The sequence below is a fragment of the Oceanobacillus sp. FSL K6-0127 genome (assembly GCF_037983385.1).
Classification (GTDB): Bacteria; Bacillota; Bacilli; order Bacillales; family Amphibacillaceae; genus Oceanobacillus; species Oceanobacillus profundus.
Genome location: NZ_CP150287.1, coordinates 3690964 through 3715566, shown reverse-complemented (window position 1 = coordinate 3715566; position 24603 = coordinate 3690964). Strand labels below are relative to the sequence as shown.

Below are 24603 nucleotides of genomic sequence, written 5' to 3'. Positions count from 1 at the left end.
AATGATTAGTTTTGTAAGTAAGATGATTGTTCAATGAAATAAAGAACAACAGGAGTGGTTTAACCAATCCATTCTTTATTATACTTAATCATCTCATCTATCTGCATTTGCGTCAGTGGTTCTTTACTTGAAAGCAATTCTAGGTGGTATTTATGTGCTTTCAGCGTTTTTTCAACATTACATGTATGTTTGGCTTGGAGCATTTTCGGTTTATACAATTCATAAATCGTTTTACCGATTTCAATAATATATTCATTTTCTGTCGTATCCAGTATTGCATAATGGAATGTTAAATCAATTTCTACTAAGTCTTCAATAGAAATATCAGATGCTAGCGTTTCTTTCTGGGATTCATAGACCTGTCTGATCTTTGCAATTTTTTCTTCTGACCAATTTGATTTAATGACATTCATCATTAAAACTTCAAAGTGTTGTCTGAACTCTATCAGTTTATCTAGGCTTTCATTGAGTAATAGCAAACTGAATATCAATGGGTTGAGAGAATCGCTCGTAGGCTGTTTTGTGATAAACATGCCTTCTCCCCGTTTAATTTGCACAATCCCGATTGCCTCCAGTGTCTTAATAGCTTCCCTGATGGGTGTTCTGCTTACACCAAATTGCTCAACCAGCTCCTCTTCAGTTGGTAGTTTATCACCAGGTTTTAACGTACCATTTAATAAATGGGCTTTTATCTGCGCGACAATCTCTGCTGATCGTTTATTTGCTGAACTTAGTTTTGAAAAAGGCTCCATCTTATTCACTCCGGTTTATTATTATTTAATATATTCAGATTTAGATGCGATTTTCTAAAGACTTGTTTAAATATGATATCTGCAAATCCCGATAGATAAAAATAACAAGCTGGGTTCACTCTTGGAAGTATAATGAATTTTTTGATTTTTGTATTTACAATGTTTTGGTTTTATTATACCATATACATAATACGTATGATGTACTGAAGAATGGAGCTGAAAGAAATGAAATACTTTAACATCGCCTCAATTCCAGGTGACGGTATTGGCCCTGATGTTATGCATGAAGGGTATAAGGTATTAAAAGCCCTGGAAAATTTACATGGTGGAATAGTGTTTGAGCGAAACGAATTCGATTGGAATTGTAAGCGTTATCTAGAGACGGGCAAGATGATGCCGGATGATGGTTTAGAGATCCTTAAAGACTATGATGCTATTCTATTTGGTGCGGTAGGAGCACCGGAAGTTCCAGACCATATTTCGGTGTGGGAGCTTATATTGCCAATTCGCAGAGCCTTTCAGCAATATGTAAATTTACGGCCGATTAAGCTATTGAAAGGGATTGAAAGCCCACTGCGTTATAAGTCGGTGGAAGATATCGATTTTACGGTGATTCGGGAAAATACAGAAGGTGAATATTCAAATAGCGGTGGGAAGCTTCATGAGAATACGCCTCACGAAACAGTGATTCAAAACAGTGTTTTCACAAGGTATGGAACAGAACGGATTGTTAAATATGCATTTGAATATGCAAAACAAAAGGGAAGGAGCAAGCTTTCCGTTGCGACAAAATCAAATGCTATGAATTATTCGATGCCGTTTTGGGATGACATCGTCCGTGAAATTGCGAAGGGATATCCATCTATTCCGTTCCATTTATATCATATAGATGCATTGGCTGCCTTTTTTGTCTTAAAGCCAGAAGAATTTGAAGTGGTCGTTGCCAGTAATTTATTTGGCGATATATTAACAGACTTAGGTGCAGCGATTGCAGGTGGTATTGGTATTGCACCATCTGGAAATATCAATCCGGAAGGTACGTATCCATCTATGTTTGAACCAATACACGGATCCGCACCAGATATTGCAGGCAAAGGAATTGCTAATCCCGTTGCACAAATTTGGAGTATCAGTTTGATGCTAGATCATTTCGGTTATATCGATTTAGCTGAGAAGGTTGTACAAGCAATTGAAAGTGTGTTAGTTGAGGGTGATAACATAACACCAGATTTAGGTGGGAATGCATCAACAGCTGAGATGGGAGACAAGATTGTTAATAAAATTCTAGAGGGGTGAACGTGTGAAACAGAAGGAAAAAGTATTTATCGTTACAGGTGCTGGAGGAGGTATGGGTAATGAAGTCGTCTCTACATTACTTTCTGAAGGAGCATTTGTTGTTGGAATTGATATTTCTTTAGAAGGTATGGCACACATTACGCATAATAATTTCCGACAAGAAGAAGTAAATCTTTTAGACAGTAATCGGATTAAGGAAGTGTTTAAACAGATTTTTGAAACATATGGGAAAATAGATGGACTTGTGAATCTGGCGGGGATAGCTCAATCATCAACTCCAATTGAGGATGTTTCTTTAGATTTTTGGAATAAAATCATTGGCATTAATGCTACCTCGATTTTTTTAACATGTAAGGAAGCTGTATCCTATATGAAAAAGCAAGAGGGAGGAGCAATTATAAATGTTGGCTCTGTTTCTGTGGCAAGACCAAGACCCGGTCTTCAATCATATATCGCAACAAAGGGTGCTGTAGAAGCTTTCTCAAGAGCGCTCGCAATTGAAGTTGCCCAAGATAAAATTCGTGTTAATGTACTGCATCCAGGACCAGCGGAAACACAAATGCTTGTGCAATTTCCATCTGAGAAGGACCAAGAAAATGGATTAACACTAGATGATTTTAAAATGAGTGTACCATTAGGTGAACTGATTAAACCGACTGATATTGCGGAAGCGATTAGCTATCTGTTATCAGATGGAGCAAAGATGGTTACTGGGACAACACTCCATGTGGATGGTGGAAGAAGTTTATAGGAAGGGGTAAATAAATGGATAAGATAAAAATGCTGATTAATGGGGAATGGGTTGGAGCTGGAGAAGACGAATGGCTTCCAGTATATAATCCATCAACAGGTGAAAAGCTAGCAGAAATTGTGAATGCGACGGAGAAGCAAATTGATACTGCTGTAGAAGTTGCGCGTGAAGCTTTTGAAAGTAAGGAATGGAAGTCATTTAAACCGTATGAGCGTGGACAGTTGTTAATGGAGCTCGCAACCTATATTCGCGAAAATAAAGATAAGTTAAGTGAGTTGGAATGTCTAGATGTTGGAAAACCGATGACACAAGCAAGGAATGATATCGAAGCAGCTGCAAGATATTTTGAATTCTATGCTGGAGCGGCAGATAAGTTAATGGGGGATAGCATTCCGATTGAAGATGGACTTCTTGATGTAACTGTACTTGAGCCGATGGGAGTGACCGCCCATATAATACCTTGGAACTATCCGATTCAAATTATGTCCAGAAGTGTAGCTGCTGCAATTGCAACAGGTAATGCTGTTATTGTAAAAAGTGCGGAGGATACACCATTGACAGCAAATGCTCTGGCGAAATGGTTCGCTCAATGTAAGTTGCCAAAAGGAATTTTTCAACATGTTACAGGTCTTGGTTCAACTGCAGGCAGCCATCTGGTTTCCCATGAAGGTGTCGATCAAATTACATTCACTGGCTCTGTAAAAACGGGAATTACTGTTATGAAGGCTGCTGCTGAAAGTGTCACTCCAGTAACACTTGAACTAGGAGGGAAATCTCCGAACATCGTGTTTCAGGATGCGGATTTAGAAAAAGCGGCAGAGGGTGTTAAGAATGCAATTGTTCAAAATGCAGGTCAGACATGTTCAGCTGGCTCAAGATTACTTGTGCACTCATCAATTAAAGAGACGTTTGTTAATCAATTGGCAGAAAAATTTGATGCATTAAAAGTTGGTCGGGGAATAGAAGATCCAGACATTGGACCAATTTTAAATAAACGTCAATATGAGAAGATATTGTCTTACTTGGAAATAGGCAAAAAAGAAGGAAAAATTCTTACTGGGGGAGAGCCGGTTAAAGTTGAAGATACAAGTGGCTATTATATTCAACCAACCATTATTGACGGTCTGGAGCATAATAGTACATTGGCACAGGAGGAAATTTTTGGACCGGTTCTTACTGTTTTTACCTTTGAGGATATAGAAGAAGCAATTGCACTTGCAAATCAGACGGAATATGGTTTAGTAACAGGAATTTGGACTTCAAATATTGATACAGCTCATTATACAGCTCAGGGAGTCAAGTCCGGCCAAGTATTTGTAAATAATTATGGTGCTGGTGGCGGAGTTCAAATGCCATTTGGAGGCTATAAAAAAAGCGGAATAGGAAGAGAAAAAGGATTTGAAGCATTGAAGAATTATGTTCAAATTAAAAATATTGCCGTGAAATATAATATGTAAAGAAGGGATGGTTCTTATGCGAGAAGTTGCATAAAAACCATCCCTTTATTTTAGTGTAAGAAAGCATAAAATGTGGATGTAGTATTTCTTTTACCGGAAAGCCACGTCCAGCGCCAGCGCCAGCGCCTAGAGAGACTTCCCTCACCTCCGTACGATAAAGAAGACTTGCCGACTGGCTAAGACATGAGGCCTAGTCGCACTTATACCCTTGCGGTGAAAGTCAACATCGGCATACCCCTGAAGGGACATGTTTCCTTTATCTCCTCCGTAGGAATGTTCGACTGTCGAACCACCCCAGAGTTCGGGGCGCAGTCCGTACGTCGTTAACCGGGCGCTTCCGCTTTTGAGCTTTATTTTGAACGAGGATCCATTAAATCCCTTAATGCGTTGCTTAATAGGTATAACCCCAATACGAGTAATGTGATTGCCCCACCAGGTGCATACGTATACCAAGGAGAGTTGATTAAGTAGCTTTGAGCATCCTTTAACATTCTTCCCCAGCTTGGATCAGGAGGCTGTACGCCTAACCCTAAATAACTGAGTGCTGCTTCTGCTAACATGGCAATTGCAAAGGCAATTGATAGAGCTACAATAATTTGCGAAGAAATGTTTGGTAAAATATGCTTAAACATTATTTTGTAGTTTTTCACTCCGATTAGCTTGGCTGCAGTCACATATTCTGCTTCTTTTTGCTGTACAAAGCCACTCCGTGTTACCCTAGCGATACTTGGAACAGCAATGATGCCAAGTGCAATAGAAGTGTTAATTATTCCTGGACCAAAAACAGCAACAAGCATTAAAGCTAAAATAATCCCTGGGAAAGCCATGAGAGCATCCATTATTCTCATGAACACTTCATCTAGCCATCCACCTGCATAGCCAGCAATTCCTCCAATTAATACACCGAAGAACCCGCCGATCGCAATTGTCAGTATACCTACTAAAAACGCTGTTTGACTGCCTTTTAAAATCCTGCTAAAAATATCACGGCCAAATTCATCTGTCCCAAAGATATGTGTTGTGCTTGGCTCTTTTAGCTTATTCGGAATATCCATTGAATTAACATCGTAAGGAGTATAGAAAAAACTTACAATTAAAATACCGATAAAGGCCAGCAGTATACCCGATCCCAATAGGAGATTGATATTTTTTTTATGTTTTTGCATGGTTTACACTCCCTAACGTAACCGGATTCTTGGATCAACGACAGAATATAAAATGTCCACAAGAAAGTTGATACATACAACGGCAACAGTTATATACATAACGATTCCTTGTACGAGTGGAAAATCCCGATTGCTTATCGATGTGATTAACAATTGACCTATTCCAGGCAAAGCAAAGACTTGTTCAACGATAATTGTCCCTGCTACAATTTCGGCAGTGATCAATCCGAAAATAGTGAGAATCGGGATCATTGCATTTTTCAAGATATGTTTATAAACAACGATTTTCTCTGGTAACCCTTTACTTCGAATCGTTCTTACATAATCAAGCTGCACCTGCTCTAAAATCGACGTCCGAACATATCGGAATTTAACAGCAACCTGTGGAATAGCAATTGTTAGTGCAGGTAATAGCAGTGTACTTAATGCACCCTGAATACTTTCAGTCCATGGAATATATCCATTAATTCGGAAAAAGTCTACATTCATCCCGATATAGAGAATAAAAATCATTCCGAGCCAGAAGGAGGGGACCGCCATCCCCAATTGGGTCACAGATGATAAAACGACATCACTAGCTTTATTTTTTCGGCGAGCTGCGAAAATCCCTAGCGGAAGTGCAACAAGTAAAACGATTAGTAATGCTATACTTGCTACAGATAATGTCACGGGTAACCGTTCCATTAGTAATGTACTGACTGGCATTGAAAAACGGATTGAATTCCCTAAATCACCAGTGAACAGTCCCTTAATCCAAGTGAAGTACTGTTCATACAAAGGACGGTCTAAACCTAACTCGCTTCTTAAATTTTCAATTTGCGTCTCATCCGCCTCAGTTCCGAGCATTGTTCGAATTGGATCACCTGGTAATACTTGAAAGACTGCAAACGTAATGACCGACACTAGTGCTACCGTTATAAAAAGTAAAATGATGCGACGAAGATAAAAGAACATAGTACCAGCCCTTCACTATTCGAATTTAACTTCTTTCATATCATGGAACCAGAATGGATAACTTTTTAGACCTGTAATATTATTCGTAGATCCCCACAGAATTTGATAATCAGCAATATAAACAGCCGGTACTTGTTCATTTAAAATTTCCTGAGCACGTTGATAGTATTCAATCTGCTTATCCCGATTTGATTCCAATAGCACATCTGACATGACTTGGTCAAATTCCTCATTATCGAAGAGGAAGAAATTCTCCGCATCGTTTTCTGAAATGTAGTCATTAAGAACCTCATAAGCAGATGGACGTCCTGTTAAATCAATGGTTGTCATTTCATAATCCCGACCGGAGTAAACACGCTCTAACCAAATTCCCCATTCAACTACCTCAATCTCAACATCAATTCCAATTTCTTTTAAGTTCTCAACTGCAATCTGAGCAATACTGGAGTATATATCATTATGTGAAGATACGGTTATTTTTGTTGAAAATCCATTGGGGTAACCAGCCTCTGCAAGAAGTTCCTTTGCTTTTTCTACATCACGGTTATAAACCTCCTGAAGTCCGTCTAAGTAATAATCTCCCATAGCAGGGCTCATATTTGACCCAATTGGCGTTGCATAGCCAGAGAATACAGAATCAATAATATCCTGCTTATTAATTGCATAGTTAATTGCTTGTCGAACCTTTACATCATTAAATGGTTCTTTATCACCATTAAATGTAATAATTAAGCTAGAATTGTTATTTTGATGTGAAACATTATAGTTACCTTCTACTTCAGAAACACGATGTCCAGGAATCCCTGTTAGATTAACCTCATTTGCTAATAGGTTCATTACAGCTGCTTGGTCATCAGATTGAAAGATAAAATTTACTTTTTCTAAATATGGCAAGCCTTCTTGCCAATATCCCTCATGTTTTTTCAGTTCCAAACTTGATCCAGGTGAATAGTTCACAAAGGCGAAAGGTCCTGTACCAATTGGATTTTCATTATGCTTCCCATCATTACTTTTTGGTATAATCGCTGATTGTAATGCGGTTAATGAGTATAGAAAGTTCGAGTTTGGTTCTTTTAATGTCATAACAAAGGTTGTGTCATCCAGTGTGTCAATGGAATCAACATTATCAAAGTTATTGGATAATTTTTCTCCACCAGCTAGTCCCATTAAACGCTCAAATGTATACATAATATCATCAATTGTTAAATCTTCACCGTTATGAAAAGTAATCCCTTCACGGATTTTAAAGGTATACGTTAAACCATCATCAGATACTTCATAGCTCTCTGCAACCCCTTCAGTTAAGGAGCCGTCTTGTTCTGGAATAAATAACCCTTCGAACATATTTAAAATCATTTGGAAGGAAATTGATGCTGTTGCATGGTGTGGATCTAAAAAGTCTGGATCGTCATTGATACGAACGCGAATTTCCTGTGCTTGTGACGACGATTGTCCATTTGTATCACCACTCATTGCTGTAGAACTATTATCTCCCTCTGAATTTGAACAAGCACCGATTAAAAATAGAACGCAAACCAAAACGAATGATAACCAACATTTTCTCTTTAACACTGCATTCACCCCTTTTATTTAGTAAAGATACTATAAAATTTAGCTGGAGGTATTCCTTATATCGGAAGAACCAAACCTGCAAAGCATAAAGTTCTAACGAAACTTTCTTCACTTCTGTACGTTGTTAACCAGATATTTCTGTTTTTCTCTCTTGTAAACTAGTATAACTTTCCATATGATTAATAGATTCTGCTGCTTTAACAGCTTTTACAATTGCCTGTTCCATTGATTCAGCTGCAAGTGCACCTAAGTAATCCACTGGATATTTCTTCGTTCCTGTTCCCAACACAAAAATAGTATCGCCATCAAACATTGTGTGAACAGGGAATATTGTTCGTGCTAAAGCATTTTGTGTAAGGCTAGCAATCTTCTTAGCCTCAGCTTTTGTTAGTTTTGCATTCATTGCAACAACTCCAATGGTTGTGTTTGCTCCTGGCTGGGCTTGATGTGTCTGGTTCTGTTTTATGTAGTCGTTACAATTGATGAATATAGACGCATCGGGGTCCCAAGCTCCGGCAAGTATTGTATTTGTATCCGGATTTTTGATATCTCCCACGGCATTTACAGAAACAATTGCTCCGACAATTAAATCAGAAGCACCCGCAAGGGATGAACTACCTAACCCTGATTTCATTGCCTTTTCAGGACCAGCTAGTTTTCCCACTGTTGCTCCACAGCCGGCGCCAACATTACCCAGAGGAAAATCCCCAACTCTAGCTTTTTTAGCAGATTCATAGCCCATTTGGAGATTAGGTCGAACGTTGGAATCTCCAATATTAAGATCAAAAATAACAGCACTTGGAACAATTGGCACTTTTGCAACGCCAACGTTAAATCCAATATTTTCCTCCTCTAAATACTGCATAACCCCAGACGCTGCTTCTAAACCGTAAGCACTCCCGCCAGCTAAGCAAATTGCATGCACTTCTTGAATTGCATTAATGGGATCAAGTGCATCCGTTTCTCTTGTGCCTGGAGCAGAACCACGGACATCGACACCGCAACTAGCGCCGTACTCAGCTATAATGGAGGTACAACCAGTTAATGCGTCTATATCCTCTACATTGCCTACTTTGATACCGGGAACATCTGTGATATTGTGATATTTCAGCAAATTCATCACCCTTAAACTTCAATTGTATGATATGGATCATTTTCTTTTGTTTCTTCTTTCTTATATAAAAAGCATGCTACTTGTTGCTCTGCATTGATGTCCTGTAGTTGTGGGCGTTTCTCTCTGCATATATCCATTGCGAACGGACACCTCGTGTGAAAAGCACAGCCAACTGGTGGATCTACTGGACTTGGCAATTCACCAGAAATCATAATTTCTTCTCGTTTATTCTCAAAATCAACAACAGGTATAGACGAGAGCAGTGCTTTTGTATAAGGATGCAGTGGGTTCTTATAAATAGATTCCTTCGTCCCTATTTCTACAATTCTTCCTAAATACATGACAGCTACTCGATCACTGATGTGTTTGATGACACTTAAATCATGGGAGATAAATAAGTAAGTTAAGTGAAACTCATCCTGTAAATCCATCATCAGATTCAAAACTTGAGATTGAATGGAAACATCAAGAGCACTTACTGGTTCATCTGCAATGACAAATTTTGGGTTAATAGCAAGTGCTCGAGCAATGCCAATACGTTGGCGCTGGCCTCCCGAAAATTCGTGGGGGAACTTTTTTAATGCTTCCTCCGATAAACCAACCTTTTCAATCAATTCTTTTATTCTGCTTTTTCTTTCTGATTTTGATAATCTTGTATGCATTTTAATCGGTTCTTCAATGATTTCTTCAATTCTCATTCTGGGATTGAGTGATCCAAAGGGGTCTTGAAATATCACTTGCATCTGATTTCGAATTACCTGCAATTCCTTTGGTTTTAAGTTTTCAATATGCTGACCTTCGAAAATAATTTCACCCTCGGTTGGCTCAACCAGCCTTAAAATTGTACGGCCAAATGTGGATTTTCCAGATCCGGATTCTCCAACAATACCGAGTGTTTCTCCCTTATAAACGGTAAGTGAGATATCATCAACTGCTTTTAATACCGGCTTTTTTCCAATTTTATTTGCCTTCACTGGAAAATAAGTTTTTAAGTTAAATACTTCCAGTAATACTTCTTGTTTTTTCGTCAACTGCTTGTCCTCCTTTCGCGTGCTGGAAGAAAGTATAAAATATGACTGAATTACTTCATGTACCGGAATAGCCTAGTCCAGCTCCAGCGCCCAGCGACTAGCGAAACTTCCCTCACCTCCGTACGATACAGAAGACTTGCCGACTGGCCGTGCCAGAGGCTTAGTCGCACTTATACCCTTGTGGTGAAAGTCAACATCAACTCCAAGTAAAAGGATGGCCGACTAAAATCAGGCTAAAGCCTAACATCGGCATACCCCTTACAGGGGCATGTTTCCTTTATCTCCTCGGGTTCAGTCCAGTCCGTACGTCGCTATCCGGGCGCTTCCGCTTTTGTTCACATGGAGGTGGCAACGGACCTGATGTCCATCTGATATACTGTCTAATGCTGGAGCAACCTCTTTGCAAATATCCATTGCAAACTCGCATCTGTCAGCAAAGCGACAGCCTTTTGGAAATTTATGTGCAGGGGGAACGTTTCCAGGAATGGAAGGTAATCTTCGCATATTTTGTTCCAAGCTCGGAATTGTTCGAAGCAGGGCTGCTGTGTACGGATGTTTTGGATTTAAAAATAATTCTTTAACTTGCGCTTCCTCAACAATCTGACCACCATACATGACTAACACGCGATCAGCAGTTTCTGCTACAACCCCCATGTCGTGCGTGATTAATAAAATTGAAGAATTAAACGTGTCTTTCATTTTAAGCATTAATTTTAGAATTTGTGCTTGAACAGTTACATCTAGGGCAGTTGTTGGCTCATCAGCAATGAGCAATTTTGGATTATTCGACATTGCAATGGCAATCATGACGCGTTGGCGCATTCCACCGGATAACTGATGAGGATATTCGTGTAATACTTTTTCTGGATTTGCAATCCCAACAAGTTTTAATAACTCCAGTGCACGTTGTTTCGCTTCTTTTTTAGAGATACGTTGATGGTATATAATAGATTCTATCAACTGGTTTTCGATCCGAAAGACAGGGTCGAGGGATGTCATGGGTTCTTGGAAAATCATGCCGATGTCCTCACCACGAACCTTTCTCATTCTTTTTTCAGTGTAGCTAAGTAAATCCTGCCCATCCAGTTCAATCGAACCACCTACTATCTTCCCAGGTGGAATGGGAATTAGTCGCATAATGGAAAGGGAAGTAACACTTTTTCCGCTACCTGATTCGCCAACTAATGCTACCGTTTCTCCCTTATTTATGAAAAAACTAACACCATCAACTGCCTTTGCAATTTTATTGTGGCCAACTTCAAAATTAACTTTTAGATCCTTTACTTCGAGAAGTTTCTCTGTCCCTAGTTGTTTCATACTACCACCTCATTCATTTAAGAATTGCAATGCAGCGTCTGTTTAAATATGACTTTTCGAAACATTAGCTCCAAAAATAAATTAAATAATATTCAGATATTATTATATAAGATAAATGATATAGATGTAAATTTCAATAGCTATATGTGTATCCTTTATTTACCGCATGCACTATTTTTGCTAATCTACTAGCCTAAAGAAGAATACTGATATTTTTTGAAAACGTTACCATTTTATGGTATTTAAACATTAATTCTAAATATTTGGATATATGAATTATAGTGGATAATTACAGTTGCTTCATTAGACATTTTGTAAAGTGTGCAGCGATATGTATTGACCTTTTGTATGATGTTTGTTTTAAATAGTTTAGTACTAAAACCTTCGTCAAAACTTGATCATACTTTAGTTCGAACATAAAAAAATTGAAACCTATTGCGAGTCTTTATCGTAATAGTATAATGGTAGGAGAATGATTTTATTTAATAATTGACTTTAATGGTAGTTCAAAAAGTCTGGGGAGAATGACATGACCTTTTTGAACTTGTATAGAGGAATTTCGAATAGGAGTTGATGGATTTGAGGGCGTTTTTACAATTTATTATTCAATCCATGCTTGGTTTTACTGGTACGATATTAACATGGCTTGTTAGCTTTTTCGCTTTTAGTCAAACCTTTTTATTATCAAGTTTGATCGCATTAGGGGGAGGTATTGTATTTTTCATTACTTCCAAGCAAATTTTGGATTATCGGTATGTGAAAAGAAATGGGTTGACAAGAAGAGAATACAAATTTATCGAATCAAACTTAAAAGAAGCAAAGCAAAAGATTTCCCGTTTGCAAAAAGCGTTATTTCGTGTTCGCTCACTGCAGGATGCCAAACGAAATTTGGAAATTGCCCGTACAGCTCAAAAAATATATATAAATGCAAAGCGGGATCCAAATCGTTTTTATCAAGCAGAAGGATTTTTCTATAATCATTTGGACTCTCTTGTAGAGCTAGCAGAAAAATACGCTTTTTTGGCAACACAGCCTGCTAAAACCAGAGAAATGGAAAGCTCGCTAAGACAAACACGTCAAACAATTACAACGCTTGGAGAAACGATAAAAAAAGATTTACATGTTATGCTTAATGATGATATGGATACGTTACACTTCGAACTTGATGTTGCAAAGCAGTCCATTCATCGGATGAATAAGAACAACAAGGGGATGATGAAATGAGTGAACACAATCAACATAAAGCTTCACAAGCAATTGATGATATATTAGCAAACCCATTTGGGGGAGAGTCTAAATACTCCTCATCAGAAACTTTAGCACAGCAAAATGCAGACAAGCCTGAGAAGTTGATTCATACGTTATCGAAAGAAAATCAAGCAAGAGCAATACAATTGGCAGAACAAATTGATCCGAAAAATAACGGGTCGATTGCACAATATGGAACAGAGGCACAATCAAAACTATTGAATTTTTCGCATGGAATGCTAGAGCACGTGCAAAAACAGGATGTTGGCGAGATCGGTTCCATTTTAAGTGATTTAATGAAGAAGCTTGAGCAAGTTAATCCAGACGAGCTTCGACCAGAAAAACGTGGCTTGCTTTCTCGAATGTTTGGTAAAATTTCTGGTACGGTAAATGAGATTTTATCAAAATATCAAAAGACAGGTGCTCAAATCGATCGTATTCGAGTGAAACTAGATCGAAGCAAGGATGCATTGATTACTGATAATGGCATGCTGGAACAGCTCTTTGATCAAAACAGAGATTATTATGACGCATTGAATATATATATTGCCGCCGGTGAAGTAAAGCTGGAAGAACTGGAAACCAAATTAATTCCGGAATTAAAGCAAAAAGCAGAAATTAATCAAAGCCAAATGGATTTTCAAGAAGTGAATGATCTCATGCAATTTGCTGATCGTTTGGAGAAACGGACGCATGATTTAAAATTAAGCAGACAAATTACGATGCAAACTGCTCCGCAAATTCGTTTGATTCAAAATACAAATCAAGCACTTGTTGAAAAAATTCAATCATCTATCTTAACAGCTATTCCGTTATGGAAAAATCAAGTTGCGATTGCATTAACGCTGTTACGGCAGCGCAACGCGGTAGAAGCGCAAAAACAAGTATCGAAAACAACGAATGAACTTTTGCTGAAAAATGCGGAAATGTTAAAAACAAATACGATTGAAACAGCAAAAGAGAATGAACGCGGACTTGTTGATATTGATACGTTGAAGCAGACACAGGAGCATTTAGTTTCTACGATTGAAGAAACGATTCAAATTCAAACAGAAGGACGTGCGAAGCGCAATCAAGCAGAGCAAGAGTTGATTGGCATGGAGGAAGAACTAAAGCAGAAGTTATTAGAATTGCGATAACACATTTGTGAGCTGGAGAACCCTCAATTGCATTAAATCCTTTAAATAAAGCTGTTGGTTTTAATCAAAATCAACAGCTTTTGTTTGGCAAATATTGGATGATATATAGAAAAAACGTTTTTAGATATCTTGAATCTTTAATTTAGTTCTGAAAAAACCTATCTAACAATTATTTCTCTTTGGGGACATGATTAAATACTTCTCCGCTATCAAAAAACTCAACTAAACGATGAAGCCAGTCATAATAGTTTAACCATTCTTTTGTTTCACTTAACAAATCATTAATTTTTGCTTCTGTTTCTTCATTTATTGTTTCGTTTTCAAGGAGGTTTGCTAATTCGGCAGATAACTTTTTACCAACTAACCTATTCCGCTTAATTGCACGCTGCCAACCGGATGTAAATAAAGAAATAAAGGTCTGGTAATAATCCTGCTCCACATTATAAATGTCTTTGCGAACCCCTTTTTCAAATACCTTCTCGGCAATATTATGATCGACCATTTCACGAACGACTTGACTCATTCTCGTTTTGCTCATTCCAGTAGCTTCAGATAGTTCGTCCAATGTCATCGGATTTCGATTAATATATATGATGCCTAGCACCCTGCCCACAGTTGTAGAAATCCCATACATCCGCATATTATCCGCGATATTTTCAATAAATTTATCTTCAATTTGCATCATTTTTAAAGATGCCTTTTCTTCCAATAGGCTCACCTACCAATTATCAACTTTATTAAGCCACTTTACCACAGAATGTTAAAAAATTAAACTCTAATAATAGAGTGTAAAATAGAGTAAATGTAAGGATACATTAGAAAAGTTTAGCTTATACTAATTATAATCTTATTGTATATAAAAAGTTTACATTTTATCCAGTTTGTAAAATTATTATTTTAGATATTGAATCACTGTTAGAATATCTACATCTAGGTTTCCTCATTTTTGAAATATATACATGCTCATGATAGGTAATTGAAAGTGAGTTATCTTCTGCTGTGAGCATAGAATTTATAATTTCTTGATGGGAATAATTAGTTCAAAAGTTATCAAAAATACGTTTTGTGCTATAATAATAAAATCTTTCTTCATTTCATTCGATAATTGACAATCAATCTGGGGTATTTCAACATAGGAGTGTGACATCATGACAGATAAAAATAGAGGTCATCATGTGATGACAGAGAAAGACAAGAAAAGCAGGAGAAATTCGTTAATTGGTGCTGCTTTTCTAATGGCTACATCAGCAGTTGGGCCAGGTTTTTTAACACAAACAGCGTATTTTACAGAAGCACTATTGGCAAGTTTCGGCTTTGTTATTTTAGCTTCGATCATATTAGATATCGGTGCGCAGTTAAATGTCTGGAGAATAATTACGGTTTCGAAGATGCGTGGTCAGGAGATTGCCAATGCAGTTTTACCTGGATTAGGCTTCGTTGTAGCAATATTTATTGTAATTGGTGGAATTGCCTTCAATATTGGAAATATTGGTGGATCAGGTCTAGGTATTAATGCAATGCTAGGAATCGATCCGAGAATTGGTGCTGTCATTACGGCGGGAATTGCTATTTTTGTGTTTTTATCAAAAGAAGCAGGAGCTGCTATGGATCAAATTGTAAAATGGCTTGGGGCATTGCTTATTATCCTTATTGCTTATGTAATGTTTGTGAGTCAACCACCGGTTGGTGAAGCAATTTACCGATCCTTTGTTCCTTTGGAGCTTGATGTATACGCAATTATCACAATTGTTGGTGGTACAGTTGGAGGATACATAACATTCTCTGGTGGGCATCGATTATTAGATGCGGGTATTTCTGGGAAGGAAAGTATTCCTGAAGTAAATCGAACATCCGTCATGGGAATTCTAATTGCTTCTGCGATTCGAATTTTACTGTTTTTAGCAGTACTTGGGGTAGTTTCAGCCGGTGTATCTTTAGATCCGGATAATCCTGCTGCAACTGTATTTCAATATGCTGCAGGTGAATTTGGCTATCGTATGTTTGGTCTTGTACTCTGGGTTGCGGCAATTACCTCAGTTATTGGTGCAGCATACACATCTGTATCATTTTTACGCACATTCCACGAAAAAATTGATCAATATTATCGTTATTGGATAATTGGGTTTATATTATTATCAACCCTCATTTTTGTGTTTATTGGCCAAGCTGTTACATTGCTCGTGTTTGCTGGTGCTGTAAATGGTTTAATTTTACCATTGACATTAGGGTCTATTCTGCTTGCTGCACATAATACAAAAATTGTCGGTGATTATAAACATCCTGTCTGGTTGACTGTTTTTGGTATAATTATAGTAGTGCTGACAACGTTCCTTGGAATTAGAACACTAATTCAAACATTGCCGCAACTTTTCTAATGTTGCGCAGTAATATTTTTTAAGATATAACTTTGTTTTTTATATATAATAGTGCGTGTTCAAAAAGGAGGTTAGACTTTTTGAACAACCTCTAATAATGATTAATTTTAATGGTGGGATACGTATGTTTCAAATAAGTGCTTTTGGGGATACAGGTCTACGGATTCAGTTTGGTGACCATATATCAAAAGATATAAACCAACAAATTCGCAGCTTCTGTATTTTATTAGAGAAAGAAGGAATACCGGGTGTAATTGAGTGGGTTCCAACGTACACAGCGATTACGGTTGTGTACGATCCATACACGATTTTATATAGTGCATTAGTAACTCAAATGGAGAAGTTGCAAAACAGGCTTTCAGATATGGAGCTTCCACCTGCAGAAATCATGCATGTTCCAGTTTGTTATGGAGGGGAGATGGGACCTGACCTAGCAGCAGTTGCTCGTCTTCATAACCTCGATGAATCGCAAGTGATTTCCATTCATTCAAGTGGGGACTATTTAATTTATATGATGGGATTCATCCCAGGATTTGCTTATCTTGGGGGAATGTCCAAGGAAATTGCAACAGCAAGGCTTGAAAATCCTCGTGCTGCAATTCCGGCTGGATCTGTAGGGATTGCAGGTGAGCAGACTGGAATTTATCCACTTGAATCGCCTGGTGGCTGGCAAATTATTGGAAGAACACCTATAAAATTATATGATCCGAACAGCTCGTCTCCAATTCTTTTGCGAGCAGGTAATTATATTCGTTTTAAACCAATTGATGTTGAAGAATATGAAGTGATTGAGAAAGAAGTGAATGCAGGAACGTATATTCCTTATGTAGAAACATTCATAGAATAGGGAGGTTTTAGCACGTGACCTATTTTGTTGACGTAAATAGTGACTTAGGAGAAAGCTTTGGAGCATTTAAAATTGGCATGGATGATTTAGTGATGAACTATATTTCTTCTGCCAATATTGCATGTGGTTTCCATGCTGGAGATTATAATGTAATGCAACACTCGGTAAAAATGGCGACAGAGAAAAAGCTAGGAATTGGTGCTCATCCTGGCCTTTTGGATTTAATTGGGTTTGGTCGTCGTCCAATGAAAATAGATCCGCAAGATGTCTATAATCTTATGATTTATCAGGTTGGAGCGCTTCAAGCTTTTACCCATATTAATCAAAATGCATTGAATCATGTGAAACCACATGGGGCGTTGTATAACATGGCCGGAAAAGATCCAGAAATTGCCCAAGCTATTGCTGAAGCAGTTTATGCAATTAACCCGAAACTTATTTTATATGGTCTAGCAGGAAGTGAGTTAGTCAAAGCTGGGGAAAAAGCAGGATTGCCTGTTGCTGAAGAAGTTTTTGCTGACCGCACGTATCAGCCGGATGGTTCACTAACATCAAGAACGCTTGAAAATGCGATGGTTGAGGATGCAAACGAAGCAGTTAGCCGTGTCATTCGGATGGTAAAGGATGGCAAAGTAGAGGCGGTTGATGGCTCAGATATAGCAATCAATGCAGATACTATTTGCATTCATGGGGACGAACCAAAGTCGCTGGAGTTTGCTAAACGTTTATGTACAGCATTAACGGAGAACGGAATTATCATAAAAAGAGTAGGGAAGTAAATGAGTAATACAATTATTGAAGTTGTAAAGCCAGGTCTAGCAACCTCTGTACAAGATCTTGGAAGAACTGGGTTTCAGGCATTTGGCGTTGTTGTATCAGGAGCAATGGATAGCTTCGCGTTACAGGTTGGAAATATCTTAGTAGGTAACCCTCGAGAAGCAGCAGGAATTGAAATTGTGATTATGGGACCGGAACTCCGAATACTTGAGGATACTGTACTTGCTATTTGTGGTGCAGATTTATCACCCAAGCTAGATGGGGAACTGCTCCCGGTATGGAAATCATTTTCTGTTAGAAAGGGACAAGTTATCACCTTTGGACAACCAAAAGACGGAGCATATGCTTATATTGCCGTCGCAGGTGGTATAGATACTCCTGTTGTAATGGGAAGTAAATCTACTTATACGAAAGCCGCGATAGGTGGTTTTAAAGGAAGATATTTACAAAAGGGAGATCACTTAGCTAGCAGTCCATTCAGTTTCTCTTTAAAAAGTGTGTCTGGTAGGGGATTATCTCCCACATACGTACCAAATTACAAAAATGTAGAAAAAGTTCGTGTTATCCTTGGACCAGATCAAGCAGCGATTGCGGAAAGTTCCATCGAGCAATTTTTATCATCCAGCTATAAAGTATCCACGCAATCTGACCGGATGGGATACAGGTTAGAAGGGGCAGAGCTCACTCATAAGCATGGAGCAGATATTTTATCCGATGCCGTGCTTTCTGGAACGATTCAAGTTCCTGCAAGTGGACAGCCCATTGTTCTACTAGCTGATCGCCAAACAACCGGTGGATATACAAGGATAGGGACTGTTATTTCTGTTGACCTGCCATTTGTAGCTCAGAAATATACTGGCAGTGAATTGCGATTTGAGACAGTCCAAGTGGAAGAAGCACAATTGCTTTATGTGAAACGTGAACGTTTGTTAAGATGCTTGAGTTTGGGAGCAGGAGTTATTGGATAGAAAATAATGATGGTTGTCAAGAATGAAATTGATTTTAACAGAATAAGATGCCTCATTCTTCCTGCTCGTATTAATCACCATGGCACGGAAAGCAGAGGCATCTTGTAAATCGAATTAAGATTGACATAGATGTACTAGTTGTAAATCTAAAATCTTAAATTTGTAAACTGAATAAAAAGGAAGTGTTTAAGTGGTTAATGATACGAATGAACAAGTAAATGAAATTCGAAAGATGATTCGCAAAGGAGATTGGACAAAGCCGACGACAGGACTCGCACCTGGTTACACACAGGCCAATCTAGTGATTTTACCGAAAAAATACGCTTATGACTTTCTATTGTTCTGTATGCGAAACCCTAAAACCTGTCCGCTAATAGAAGTTACGGATGTCGGCTCATCTATACCACATAAGACTGCGCCAGACGGTGATTTAAAAACAGATCTTCCAAAATATCGAATTTATCGAAATGGAGAATTTGCTGAGGAAGTTACAGATATAACTTCTTATTGGCAAGATGATTTTGTTTCATTTCTTATCGGCTGCAGTTTTACATTTGAAAAACCGCTGCTCGAAAATGGTATTCCAATTCGTTATATTGAGGAAGGCCGAAATGTATCCATGTACAAAACAAACATAGCTTGTGAATCAGCTGGTATATTTGAAGGACCAGTGGTCGTAAGCATGCGTCCGATGAAGCCTGCAGAAGCGATTCGAGCAACACAAATTACTTCGCGTTTTCCTTCTGTCCATGGTGCACCGATCCATATTGGTGATCCGAGCTTAATCGGAATCGACGCAATTGATAATCCGGATTTCGGGGATGCTGTAACAATTCATGAAGATGAAGTGCCTGTATTTTGGGGGTGTGGTGTAACTCCACAGGCAGCAGTTATGGCAAGTAAACCCGAATTAGTAATTACCCATGCACCTGGACATATGTTTATAACGGATGTTAAAGATGAAGAACATGCAGTGATTTAGTCTGAAACATTTCTACATTTTTATACTGCTTATCTTGGATATTAATCAAGATAAGCAGTTTTTATTATGCCTAAATTGGTTTACTAGTAAAATTTCGTCTGGAGGAACAAGTTGAAATGACGGTTGTCCATACTGTAATCTATAGACGAATTGACGGAACTATGGAAGAATAAGGTTAACATGTTGTCTAGGGGATATTACAATGAAAAATCTGACAAACTGGTGTTTAACGCTTTCTATTATAACGTTTACTGTTTTGCATTTCGTCACATATTTTTATGATAATGAATGGCTGTCAAGAATCCTTTCCATTAGTGGAATCGGAATTTTTGTGTTTACGGTGGTCAAGTACACACCTCCAAAAATAAAAATGCCATCTTCATTGTTTGTTATAGGTTTTATGATTTTATTTTTCTCTGAAACTTCTTTAATAGAAGGATTTTGGAGCGGATTTTTACAAATGAGAAATATCATTGGGCTCCTTGTCATTGTACCAATGATTAGCTGGGTGCTACGAGAAGAGCCATTTTTGGAAGCAATTATGGGATTTGGACATCGCTTTTTGAATACTAGTCGGAAATTTTACTTTGGTATGATCTCTTTTACACAAGTTATTGCTTATTTTTTACTGTTCGGCTCGATTACGATGATGTATCAGTTTGTAAATATGATTTTAAAAGATGAAAAGGGAGAAGCGTGGGAACATTTTAAAGGAACTGCTCTCCTGCGGGGATTCTCACTTTCAGTGCTTTGGGTAATTAGTATTCCAAGTTTTGCTTATGTTGTTGAAACAATGGATGCATCACTAAGCATTTCTATTATTCAGGGATTAATCATCTCGATATGTGGAATTTTTGTCGCACTACTATTTTCAAAATCGGAAGAAAAAAAGTATGGAGTAAACTTGACGGCTGGATTAAAGACTGAAATCGCAGAACTTCTAAACCATACTTCCAATAAAAAGGTGATGCACCGTAATGTTAAAGAATTTATTATCCTGTTTATTTCGTTGTTCGGCACTATATTTATATTAAATTTTATAGTAACAATGGAGCTGCTTATTTTAATTCCATTGGTCGTTATGGTCTGGATTGTAGTTTACTACATAATTAAAGGTAGGATGAACAAATTATTTGATTTAGCTAAAAGCTATGTAAGAACCGATATGGCAAAGCAATCCTATCAGCTTTGTGTCATGCTTGGAGCAGGATTTCTAATTTTTGCTCTTAATCAGACTGAATTTGCGAACTCTATTGTGAATGGGATTTATTCTCTACAAGAGATGCTGCCATTTTTGAATATATTGTATTTCCTGCCGATTATGGTAATCCTATTAGGTTTTGTAGCATTAGGCCCTCTTACGGTAATGGTTCTGGTAGCTGGTATATTACAAAGTATCCACCTACCATATCCTCCAGAGTTAATTGTATTGGCAATTACACTGGGAAGCTCTATTTCTATATTGCTATCGCCAGTGATTATGCCAATTATTATGCTGAGTGGACAAAATCAATTAAGTGGATTTAAAAATGGCGTTCAATTTAATTGGAAGTTTGCTGTTGTGTTGTATGTGTTAGTGATGGGGTATGTGCAAGTGAGGGTTTATCTGGGGTAGTTCAAGCGTACCCCGTACAATTTACTAATTGGTACGGGAACATTCATTTGAAATTTATTTCTTTCCATTTCTCATTAATAAAGACTATAAGAACCTGAAAGAAGGATACAATCTATGTTTTTCAAAATGAAAGGCAAGCATCAACCCAATAGAATAAAGATGTCAGGAAACATAGTCTCGTTCTTATTTTCTACAGTCATTTTTTTAGGGCTATTGTTTCTGTTGCCAGAAGATATAGACTGGTCAGCAAAAGCGACAATATCGATTATGGTTTACGGGTTGCTATTATGGGCTTTTGAATCACTGCCGCTTGGAATGACCTCTGTCCTCGTACTTGTTTTGTTACTATTTTTACATACTGTTTCAGTAGATGTCGTATTAAGTGGTTTTGCATCCCCCGCTGTATTTTTAATTATTGCTGGAATGATGATTGCTAAAGGGGTTAATGAAACTCCTTTAATGAACAGAGTCACCTATTGGATGCTTCAAAAATGGGGATCAACTGCAAAGGGTATTTTTATCGGGATATTTTTACTTATGCAAATTCAAGCCTTTTTTATACCGGCAACTGCAGTACGGGCTTCATTAATGATTCCTGTTGTTGTTTCTATACTCAAATCGGTTGGGGCGCAAAAGGGAAGTAATTTTAGCAAACTTATGCTTATAGGCACTGCCTATGCAGGTAATATCAGTGGTACGGCAATTTTAACAGCTGCTATTGGGAATATATTAACAATAGAGATTTTACAATTATATGTTGGAAGAACAATATCATATTTGAACTGGTTTCTGTATACATTTCCTATCTGGTTAATTTTAATTATTGTTATTCCCTATATTGTATGGAAATGCTTTCCACCTGAAGAATATTCCTTTGATAAATTACAATCAACTATGAGAGAGCAAAACCAGGAACTCGGTAGACTTACCAGCTCCGAAATAAAATGTATTGTAATTTTATTCATTACAGTACTTCTGTGGATGACCGAATCATTACATGGCTATCATCCAACAGTTCCGGCTTTAATGGCAGTATTTTTAATGGCAATGCCTGGAATTGGTTTTGTGGAATGGAAAAAGCTGGTAAATATAAATTTTGATTTAGTATTATTAATCGGGGCAACTCTTTCTTTAGGTTTTGCTTTAATTGAGTCTGGAGCAATTGAGTTACTAGAAGTTCTTATTACATCAGAATACATATTAAATGTATTTTCGAATCCGTGGATTTCTATATTCGTGGTTATCTTAGTATCGCAACTTTATCACCTAGGTGTAACCAATGTATCGACTGCGGTTGTAACTTTACTGCCTGTATTGATTAGTCTGTCTCTACAGACTGGTCTGGATCCTGTAGTTATAAGCTTTGCTTCAGCAATAACAATGTTGTTTGGTTATATATTAATTGTGGAAACAATGCCAAATGTTGTTGTTCATGGAACAGGATTGGTCAGCCAAAAGGATTTTTATCTTCCTGGTATTTTGTCCACAATTGCGAGTACGATTGTAACCTTGATTGTCGTATTTACGTGGTGGAAGTGGCTGGGGTTTTGGCCGTAATTGGTGAACTTTTTCGTCGTGACAGGAGCTTAATCATTTCTGGTTCTGCAAGGAACGGAGCAATAAGCGTAAATGGCGGGCACAGTATGATTGGATAATTGAGGTATGGAATAAAAAAACACAAAGAAAACCAGGATATAAAGTTTATCCTGGTTTTCTTTTCGATAAGAATAATCTTAATTTATAAATTTAATATAAATTTTCTGACTACATACTTGACATTCAAAAACTAACTAACTAGAATAAAAATGAAAGCGATTACAAATGGTTTGTCAGGATGTGTGATGAATGTCTTTACGTGAAAGAAAGATAGCAAAGAAAAAGGAAGAGATTTTACGTTCTGCGGTTCATATTTTTGCAGAAAAAGGCTACCAAGGAACGACAATGGAAGATATCGCCGCAAACCTCCTCATGACGAAAGGTGCTGTTTATTATTATTTTAAAGATAAGCAGGACCTACTCTATCAAAGTCACCAAATGCTGCTGGAACGCAGTATTGAAAATGTGAAATATATCCAACAACAAGACATATCTATAGAAGAGAAGTTGAAACAATCCATGGTTGTTCATATTGAGCATGTTATTCATGAACAATCTGGGTTTGAACTCATGTTGAAGCTGGAACAATTCTTTTCAGAAGAACAGCAGGAAAAGTTACGCGAGCTTCAGGCAAAGTATAGTCATTGTTTTGACGAAATAATTCAACAAGGAATCCACACGCAAGTATTTCGCAACTTAGATAAGAAAATTGCTCGAAATATTCTTTTTGGCGCGATGAATTGGGTGACACAGTGGTATTCAGCTGATGGAAAAAAAGATAAAAAAGAAATCGCCGCAGTTATTGCAGATTACGTAATGCTCATGCTGCTAAAAAATAAATAAAAGTAAGGGTGGGTGGACTCGATGAAACTAGTAAGTACTGTAGCTGTGATTACAGGAGGAGCATCAGGACTAGGTGAGGCGACAACTAGAAATATAATTAAAAATGGCGGAAAAGCAGCCATTCTTGATTTAAACGAAGAGAGAGGGAAGATTCTTGCAGAAGAGCTAGGGACAAGTAGTTTATTTGTTGAGACGGATGTTACAGATGAAAAAAGTGTAGAGCGAGCACTGAATGAAACGGAAAATCATTTTGGAAAAGTTAATGTAGTTGTCAATTGTGCTGGGATTGCAATTGCTGAAAAAACTTATGGAAGAAGGGGCGTGCATGATTTAGCAGCCTTTTCTAAGATTATTCAGATCAATTTGATTGGAACGTTTAATGTTATTCGTTTAGCAGCAGAGCGGATGGGTTCCAATGAACCGAATGAGCTTGATGAACGTGGTGTAATTATCAACACAGCTTCTGTTGCTGCATTTGAAGGACAGATTGGACAGGCTGCATATAGTGCTTCTAAAGGTGGCGTTGCTGGGATGACACTTCCGATTGCTCGTGATCTTGCTCCATATGGAATCAGAGTGATGTCAATAGCGCCAGGTCTTTTTCTAACTCCAATGTTTGAAACTTTACCTGAAAAAGCAAGAGAGGAACTCGGTAAAATGACACCATTCCCATCACGATTGGGTAAACCTAGTGAGTATGCGCTATTAGTGCAGAGTATTATCGAAAATCCAATGTTGAATGGAGAAACAATTCGGCTAGATGGTGCGATCCGGATGCAGCCGAAATAACAAGGAGAGAAGTT

The 24603-nt window shown here is 37.8% G+C and carries 22 protein-coding genes; 14 read left to right on the top strand and 8 right to left on the bottom strand.

What is annotated here, in order from left to right:
- Positions 1-59: 59 nt before the first annotated feature.
- Positions 60-752 carry a GntR family transcriptional regulator gene (locus tag MHH64_RS18260; RefSeq protein ID WP_095310928.1) on the bottom strand — a complete coding sequence of 231 codons (693 nt, stop codon included), beginning with the start codon at positions 750-752 and terminating at the stop codon, positions 60-62.
- A gap of 225 nt (positions 753-977) precedes the next feature.
- Between MHH64_RS18260 and MHH64_RS18255 the strand changes: the two genes are divergently transcribed.
- From MHH64_RS18255 to MHH64_RS18245, 3 genes are read left to right on the top strand one after another with little or no spacing between them, the layout of a single operon-like run.
- The gene (locus MHH64_RS18255) at positions 978-2048 is read left to right on the top strand and encodes a tartrate dehydrogenase (RefSeq protein WP_095310926.1); all 1071 of its coding nucleotides are present in this window, start codon (positions 978-980) and stop codon (positions 2046-2048) included.
- Positions 2049-2052: 4 nt separating this feature from the next.
- Positions 2053-2799: an SDR family oxidoreductase gene (locus tag MHH64_RS18250; RefSeq protein WP_095310924.1), complete on the top strand. Its 747-nt coding sequence runs from the start codon at positions 2053-2055 to the stop codon at positions 2797-2799.
- 14 nt (positions 2800-2813) lie between these two features.
- Positions 2814-4256: an aldehyde dehydrogenase family protein gene (locus tag MHH64_RS18245; RefSeq protein WP_118889781.1), complete on the top strand. Its 1443-nt coding sequence runs from the start codon at positions 2814-2816 to the stop codon at positions 4254-4256.
- Between the two features lie 350 nt (positions 4257-4606).
- Here MHH64_RS18245 and MHH64_RS18240 read toward each other — a convergent pair whose 3' ends face one another.
- The 6 genes from MHH64_RS18240 to MHH64_RS18215 all read right to left on the bottom strand — a co-directional run bounded on the left by MHH64_RS18240 (position 4607) and on the right by MHH64_RS18215 (position 11410).
- The gene (locus MHH64_RS18240; RefSeq protein WP_095310916.1) at positions 4607-5422 is read right to left on the bottom strand and encodes an ABC transporter permease; all 816 of its coding nucleotides are present in this window, start codon (positions 5420-5422) and stop codon (positions 4607-4609) included.
- A gap of 12 nt (positions 5423-5434) precedes the next feature.
- Positions 5435-6376: an ABC transporter permease gene (locus MHH64_RS18235; RefSeq protein WP_095310914.1), complete on the bottom strand. Its 942-nt coding sequence runs from the start codon at positions 6374-6376 to the stop codon at positions 5435-5437.
- Between the two features lie 15 nt (positions 6377-6391).
- The gene (locus tag MHH64_RS18230; protein ID WP_095310920.1) at positions 6392-7849 is read right to left on the bottom strand and encodes an ABC transporter substrate-binding protein; all 1458 of its coding nucleotides are present in this window, start codon (positions 7847-7849) and stop codon (positions 6392-6394) included.
- Positions 7850-8072: 223 nt separating this feature from the next.
- On the bottom strand, positions 8073-9059 hold the full coding sequence (locus tag MHH64_RS18225) for a P1 family peptidase (RefSeq protein ID WP_340003286.1): 987 nt from the start codon (positions 9057-9059) through the stop codon (positions 8073-8075).
- Positions 9060-9073: 14 nt separating this feature from the next.
- Entirely contained in the window at positions 9074-10093 is a 1020-nt protein-coding gene (locus MHH64_RS18220) for a dipeptide ABC transporter ATP-binding protein (RefSeq protein ID WP_340002142.1), read from the bottom strand.
- 291 nt (positions 10094-10384) lie between these two features.
- The gene (locus MHH64_RS18215) at positions 10385-11410 is read right to left on the bottom strand and encodes an ABC transporter ATP-binding protein (RefSeq protein WP_095310901.1); all 1026 of its coding nucleotides are present in this window, start codon (positions 11408-11410) and stop codon (positions 10385-10387) included.
- Between the two features lie 579 nt (positions 11411-11989).
- On the opposite strand from MHH64_RS18215, the gene MHH64_RS18210 reads away from it, so the two are divergent.
- Entirely contained in the window at positions 11990-12634 is a 645-nt protein-coding gene (locus MHH64_RS18210; RefSeq protein WP_251659301.1) for a 5-bromo-4-chloroindolyl phosphate hydrolysis family protein, read from the top strand.
- Entirely contained in the window at positions 12631-13797 is a 1167-nt protein-coding gene (locus tag MHH64_RS18205) for a toxic anion resistance protein (protein WP_095310897.1), read from the top strand. The genes MHH64_RS18210 and MHH64_RS18205 overlap by 4 nt, the downstream gene beginning before the upstream one ends.
- Positions 13798-13966: 169 nt before the next feature.
- Here MHH64_RS18205 and MHH64_RS18200 read toward each other — a convergent pair whose 3' ends face one another.
- Positions 13967-14482, bottom strand: coding sequence for a GbsR/MarR family transcriptional regulator (locus tag MHH64_RS18200; protein ID WP_095310910.1), 516 nt, complete (start codon positions 14480-14482; stop codon positions 13967-13969).
- Positions 14483-14945: 463 nt separating this feature from the next.
- On the opposite strand from MHH64_RS18200, the gene MHH64_RS18195 reads away from it, so the two are divergent.
- From MHH64_RS18195 to MHH64_RS18155, 9 genes are all read left to right on the top strand, one after another.
- Entirely contained in the window at positions 14946-16172 is a 1227-nt protein-coding gene (locus tag MHH64_RS18195; protein WP_095310895.1) for an NRAMP family divalent metal transporter, read from the top strand.
- 124 nt (positions 16173-16296) lie between these two features.
- On the top strand, positions 16297-17019 hold the full coding sequence (pxpB, locus tag MHH64_RS18190; RefSeq protein WP_340002141.1) for a 5-oxoprolinase subunit PxpB: 723 nt from the start codon (positions 16297-16299) through the stop codon (positions 17017-17019).
- A gap of 14 nt (positions 17020-17033) precedes the next feature.
- Positions 17034-17798, top strand: a complete 765-nt coding sequence (locus MHH64_RS18185; RefSeq protein ID WP_095310894.1) for a 5-oxoprolinase subunit PxpA — start codon at positions 17034-17036, stop codon at positions 17796-17798.
- Complete coding sequence (locus MHH64_RS18180; protein ID WP_118889776.1) at positions 17799-18764, top strand: biotin-dependent carboxyltransferase family protein; 966 nt, start codon at positions 17799-17801, stop codon at positions 18762-18764.
- A gap of 190 nt (positions 18765-18954) precedes the next feature.
- Positions 18955-19746, top strand: a complete 792-nt coding sequence (locus tag MHH64_RS18175; protein ID WP_340002140.1) for a putative hydro-lyase — start codon at positions 18955-18957, stop codon at positions 19744-19746.
- A gap of 202 nt (positions 19747-19948) precedes the next feature.
- Positions 19949-21361: a hypothetical protein gene (locus MHH64_RS18170; RefSeq protein WP_340002139.1), complete on the top strand. Its 1413-nt coding sequence runs from the start codon at positions 19949-19951 to the stop codon at positions 21359-21361.
- 114 nt (positions 21362-21475) lie between these two features.
- A complete protein-coding gene (locus MHH64_RS18165) occupies positions 21476-22918 on the top strand; it encodes a DASS family sodium-coupled anion symporter (protein ID WP_340002138.1) in 1443 nt (480 codons plus the stop codon).
- A 288-nt stretch (positions 22919-23206) separates the two neighbouring features.
- Positions 23207-23800 (top strand): TetR/AcrR family transcriptional regulator, encoded by a 594-nt coding sequence (locus MHH64_RS18160; protein WP_340002137.1) that lies wholly within the window; start codon positions 23207-23209, stop codon positions 23798-23800.
- A gap of 21 nt (positions 23801-23821) precedes the next feature.
- Positions 23822-24589 (top strand): 3-hydroxyacyl-CoA dehydrogenase, encoded by a 768-nt coding sequence (locus tag MHH64_RS18155; RefSeq protein WP_095310885.1) that lies wholly within the window; start codon positions 23822-23824, stop codon positions 24587-24589.
- The last annotated feature ends 14 nt before the right edge of the window (positions 24590-24603 follow it).

Bases quoted from the DNA above. Each gene is read 5' to 3' on its own strand.
- MHH64_RS18260 (WP_095310928.1), bottom strand. From the start codon at position 752: ATGGAGCCTTTTTCAAAACTAAGTTCAGCAAATAAACGATCAGCAGAG.
- MHH64_RS18255 (WP_095310926.1), top strand. From the start codon at position 978: ATGAAATACTTTAACATCGCCTCAATTCCAGGTGACGGTATTGGCCCT.
- MHH64_RS18245 (WP_118889781.1), top strand. From the start codon at position 2,814: ATGGATAAGATAAAAATGCTGATTAATGGGGAATGGGTTGGAGCTGGA.
- MHH64_RS18240 (WP_095310916.1), bottom strand. From the start codon at position 5,422: ATGCAAAAACATAAAAAAAATATCAATCTCCTATTGGGATCGGGTATA.
- MHH64_RS18235 (WP_095310914.1), bottom strand. From the start codon at position 6,376: ATGTTCTTTTATCTTCGTCGCATCATTTTACTTTTTATAACGGTAGCA.
- MHH64_RS18230 (WP_095310920.1), bottom strand. From the start codon at position 7,849: ATGAGTGGTGATACAAATGGACAATCGTCGTCACAAGCACAGGAAATT.
- MHH64_RS18215 (WP_095310901.1), bottom strand. From the start codon at position 11,410: ATGAAACAACTAGGGACAGAGAAACTTCTCGAAGTAAAGGATCTAAAA.
- MHH64_RS18205 (WP_095310897.1), top strand. From the start codon at position 12,631: ATGAGTGAACACAATCAACATAAAGCTTCACAAGCAATTGATGATATA.
- MHH64_RS18200 (WP_095310910.1), bottom strand. From the start codon at position 14,482: ATGATGCAAATTGAAGATAAATTTATTGAAAATATCGCGGATAATATG.
- MHH64_RS18195 (WP_095310895.1), top strand. From the start codon at position 14,946: ATGACAGATAAAAATAGAGGTCATCATGTGATGACAGAGAAAGACAAG.
- pxpB (WP_340002141.1), top strand. From the start codon at position 16,297: ATGTTTCAAATAAGTGCTTTTGGGGATACAGGTCTACGGATTCAGTTT.
- MHH64_RS18180 (WP_118889776.1), top strand. From the start codon at position 17,799: ATGAGTAATACAATTATTGAAGTTGTAAAGCCAGGTCTAGCAACCTCT.
- MHH64_RS18170 (WP_340002139.1), top strand. From the start codon at position 19,949: ATGAAAAATCTGACAAACTGGTGTTTAACGCTTTCTATTATAACGTTT.
- MHH64_RS18165 (WP_340002138.1), top strand. From the start codon at position 21,476: ATGTTTTTCAAAATGAAAGGCAAGCATCAACCCAATAGAATAAAGATG.
- MHH64_RS18160 (WP_340002137.1), top strand. From the start codon at position 23,207: ATGTCTTTACGTGAAAGAAAGATAGCAAAGAAAAAGGAAGAGATTTTA.
- MHH64_RS18155 (WP_095310885.1), top strand. From the start codon at position 23,822: ATGAAACTAGTAAGTACTGTAGCTGTGATTACAGGAGGAGCATCAGGA.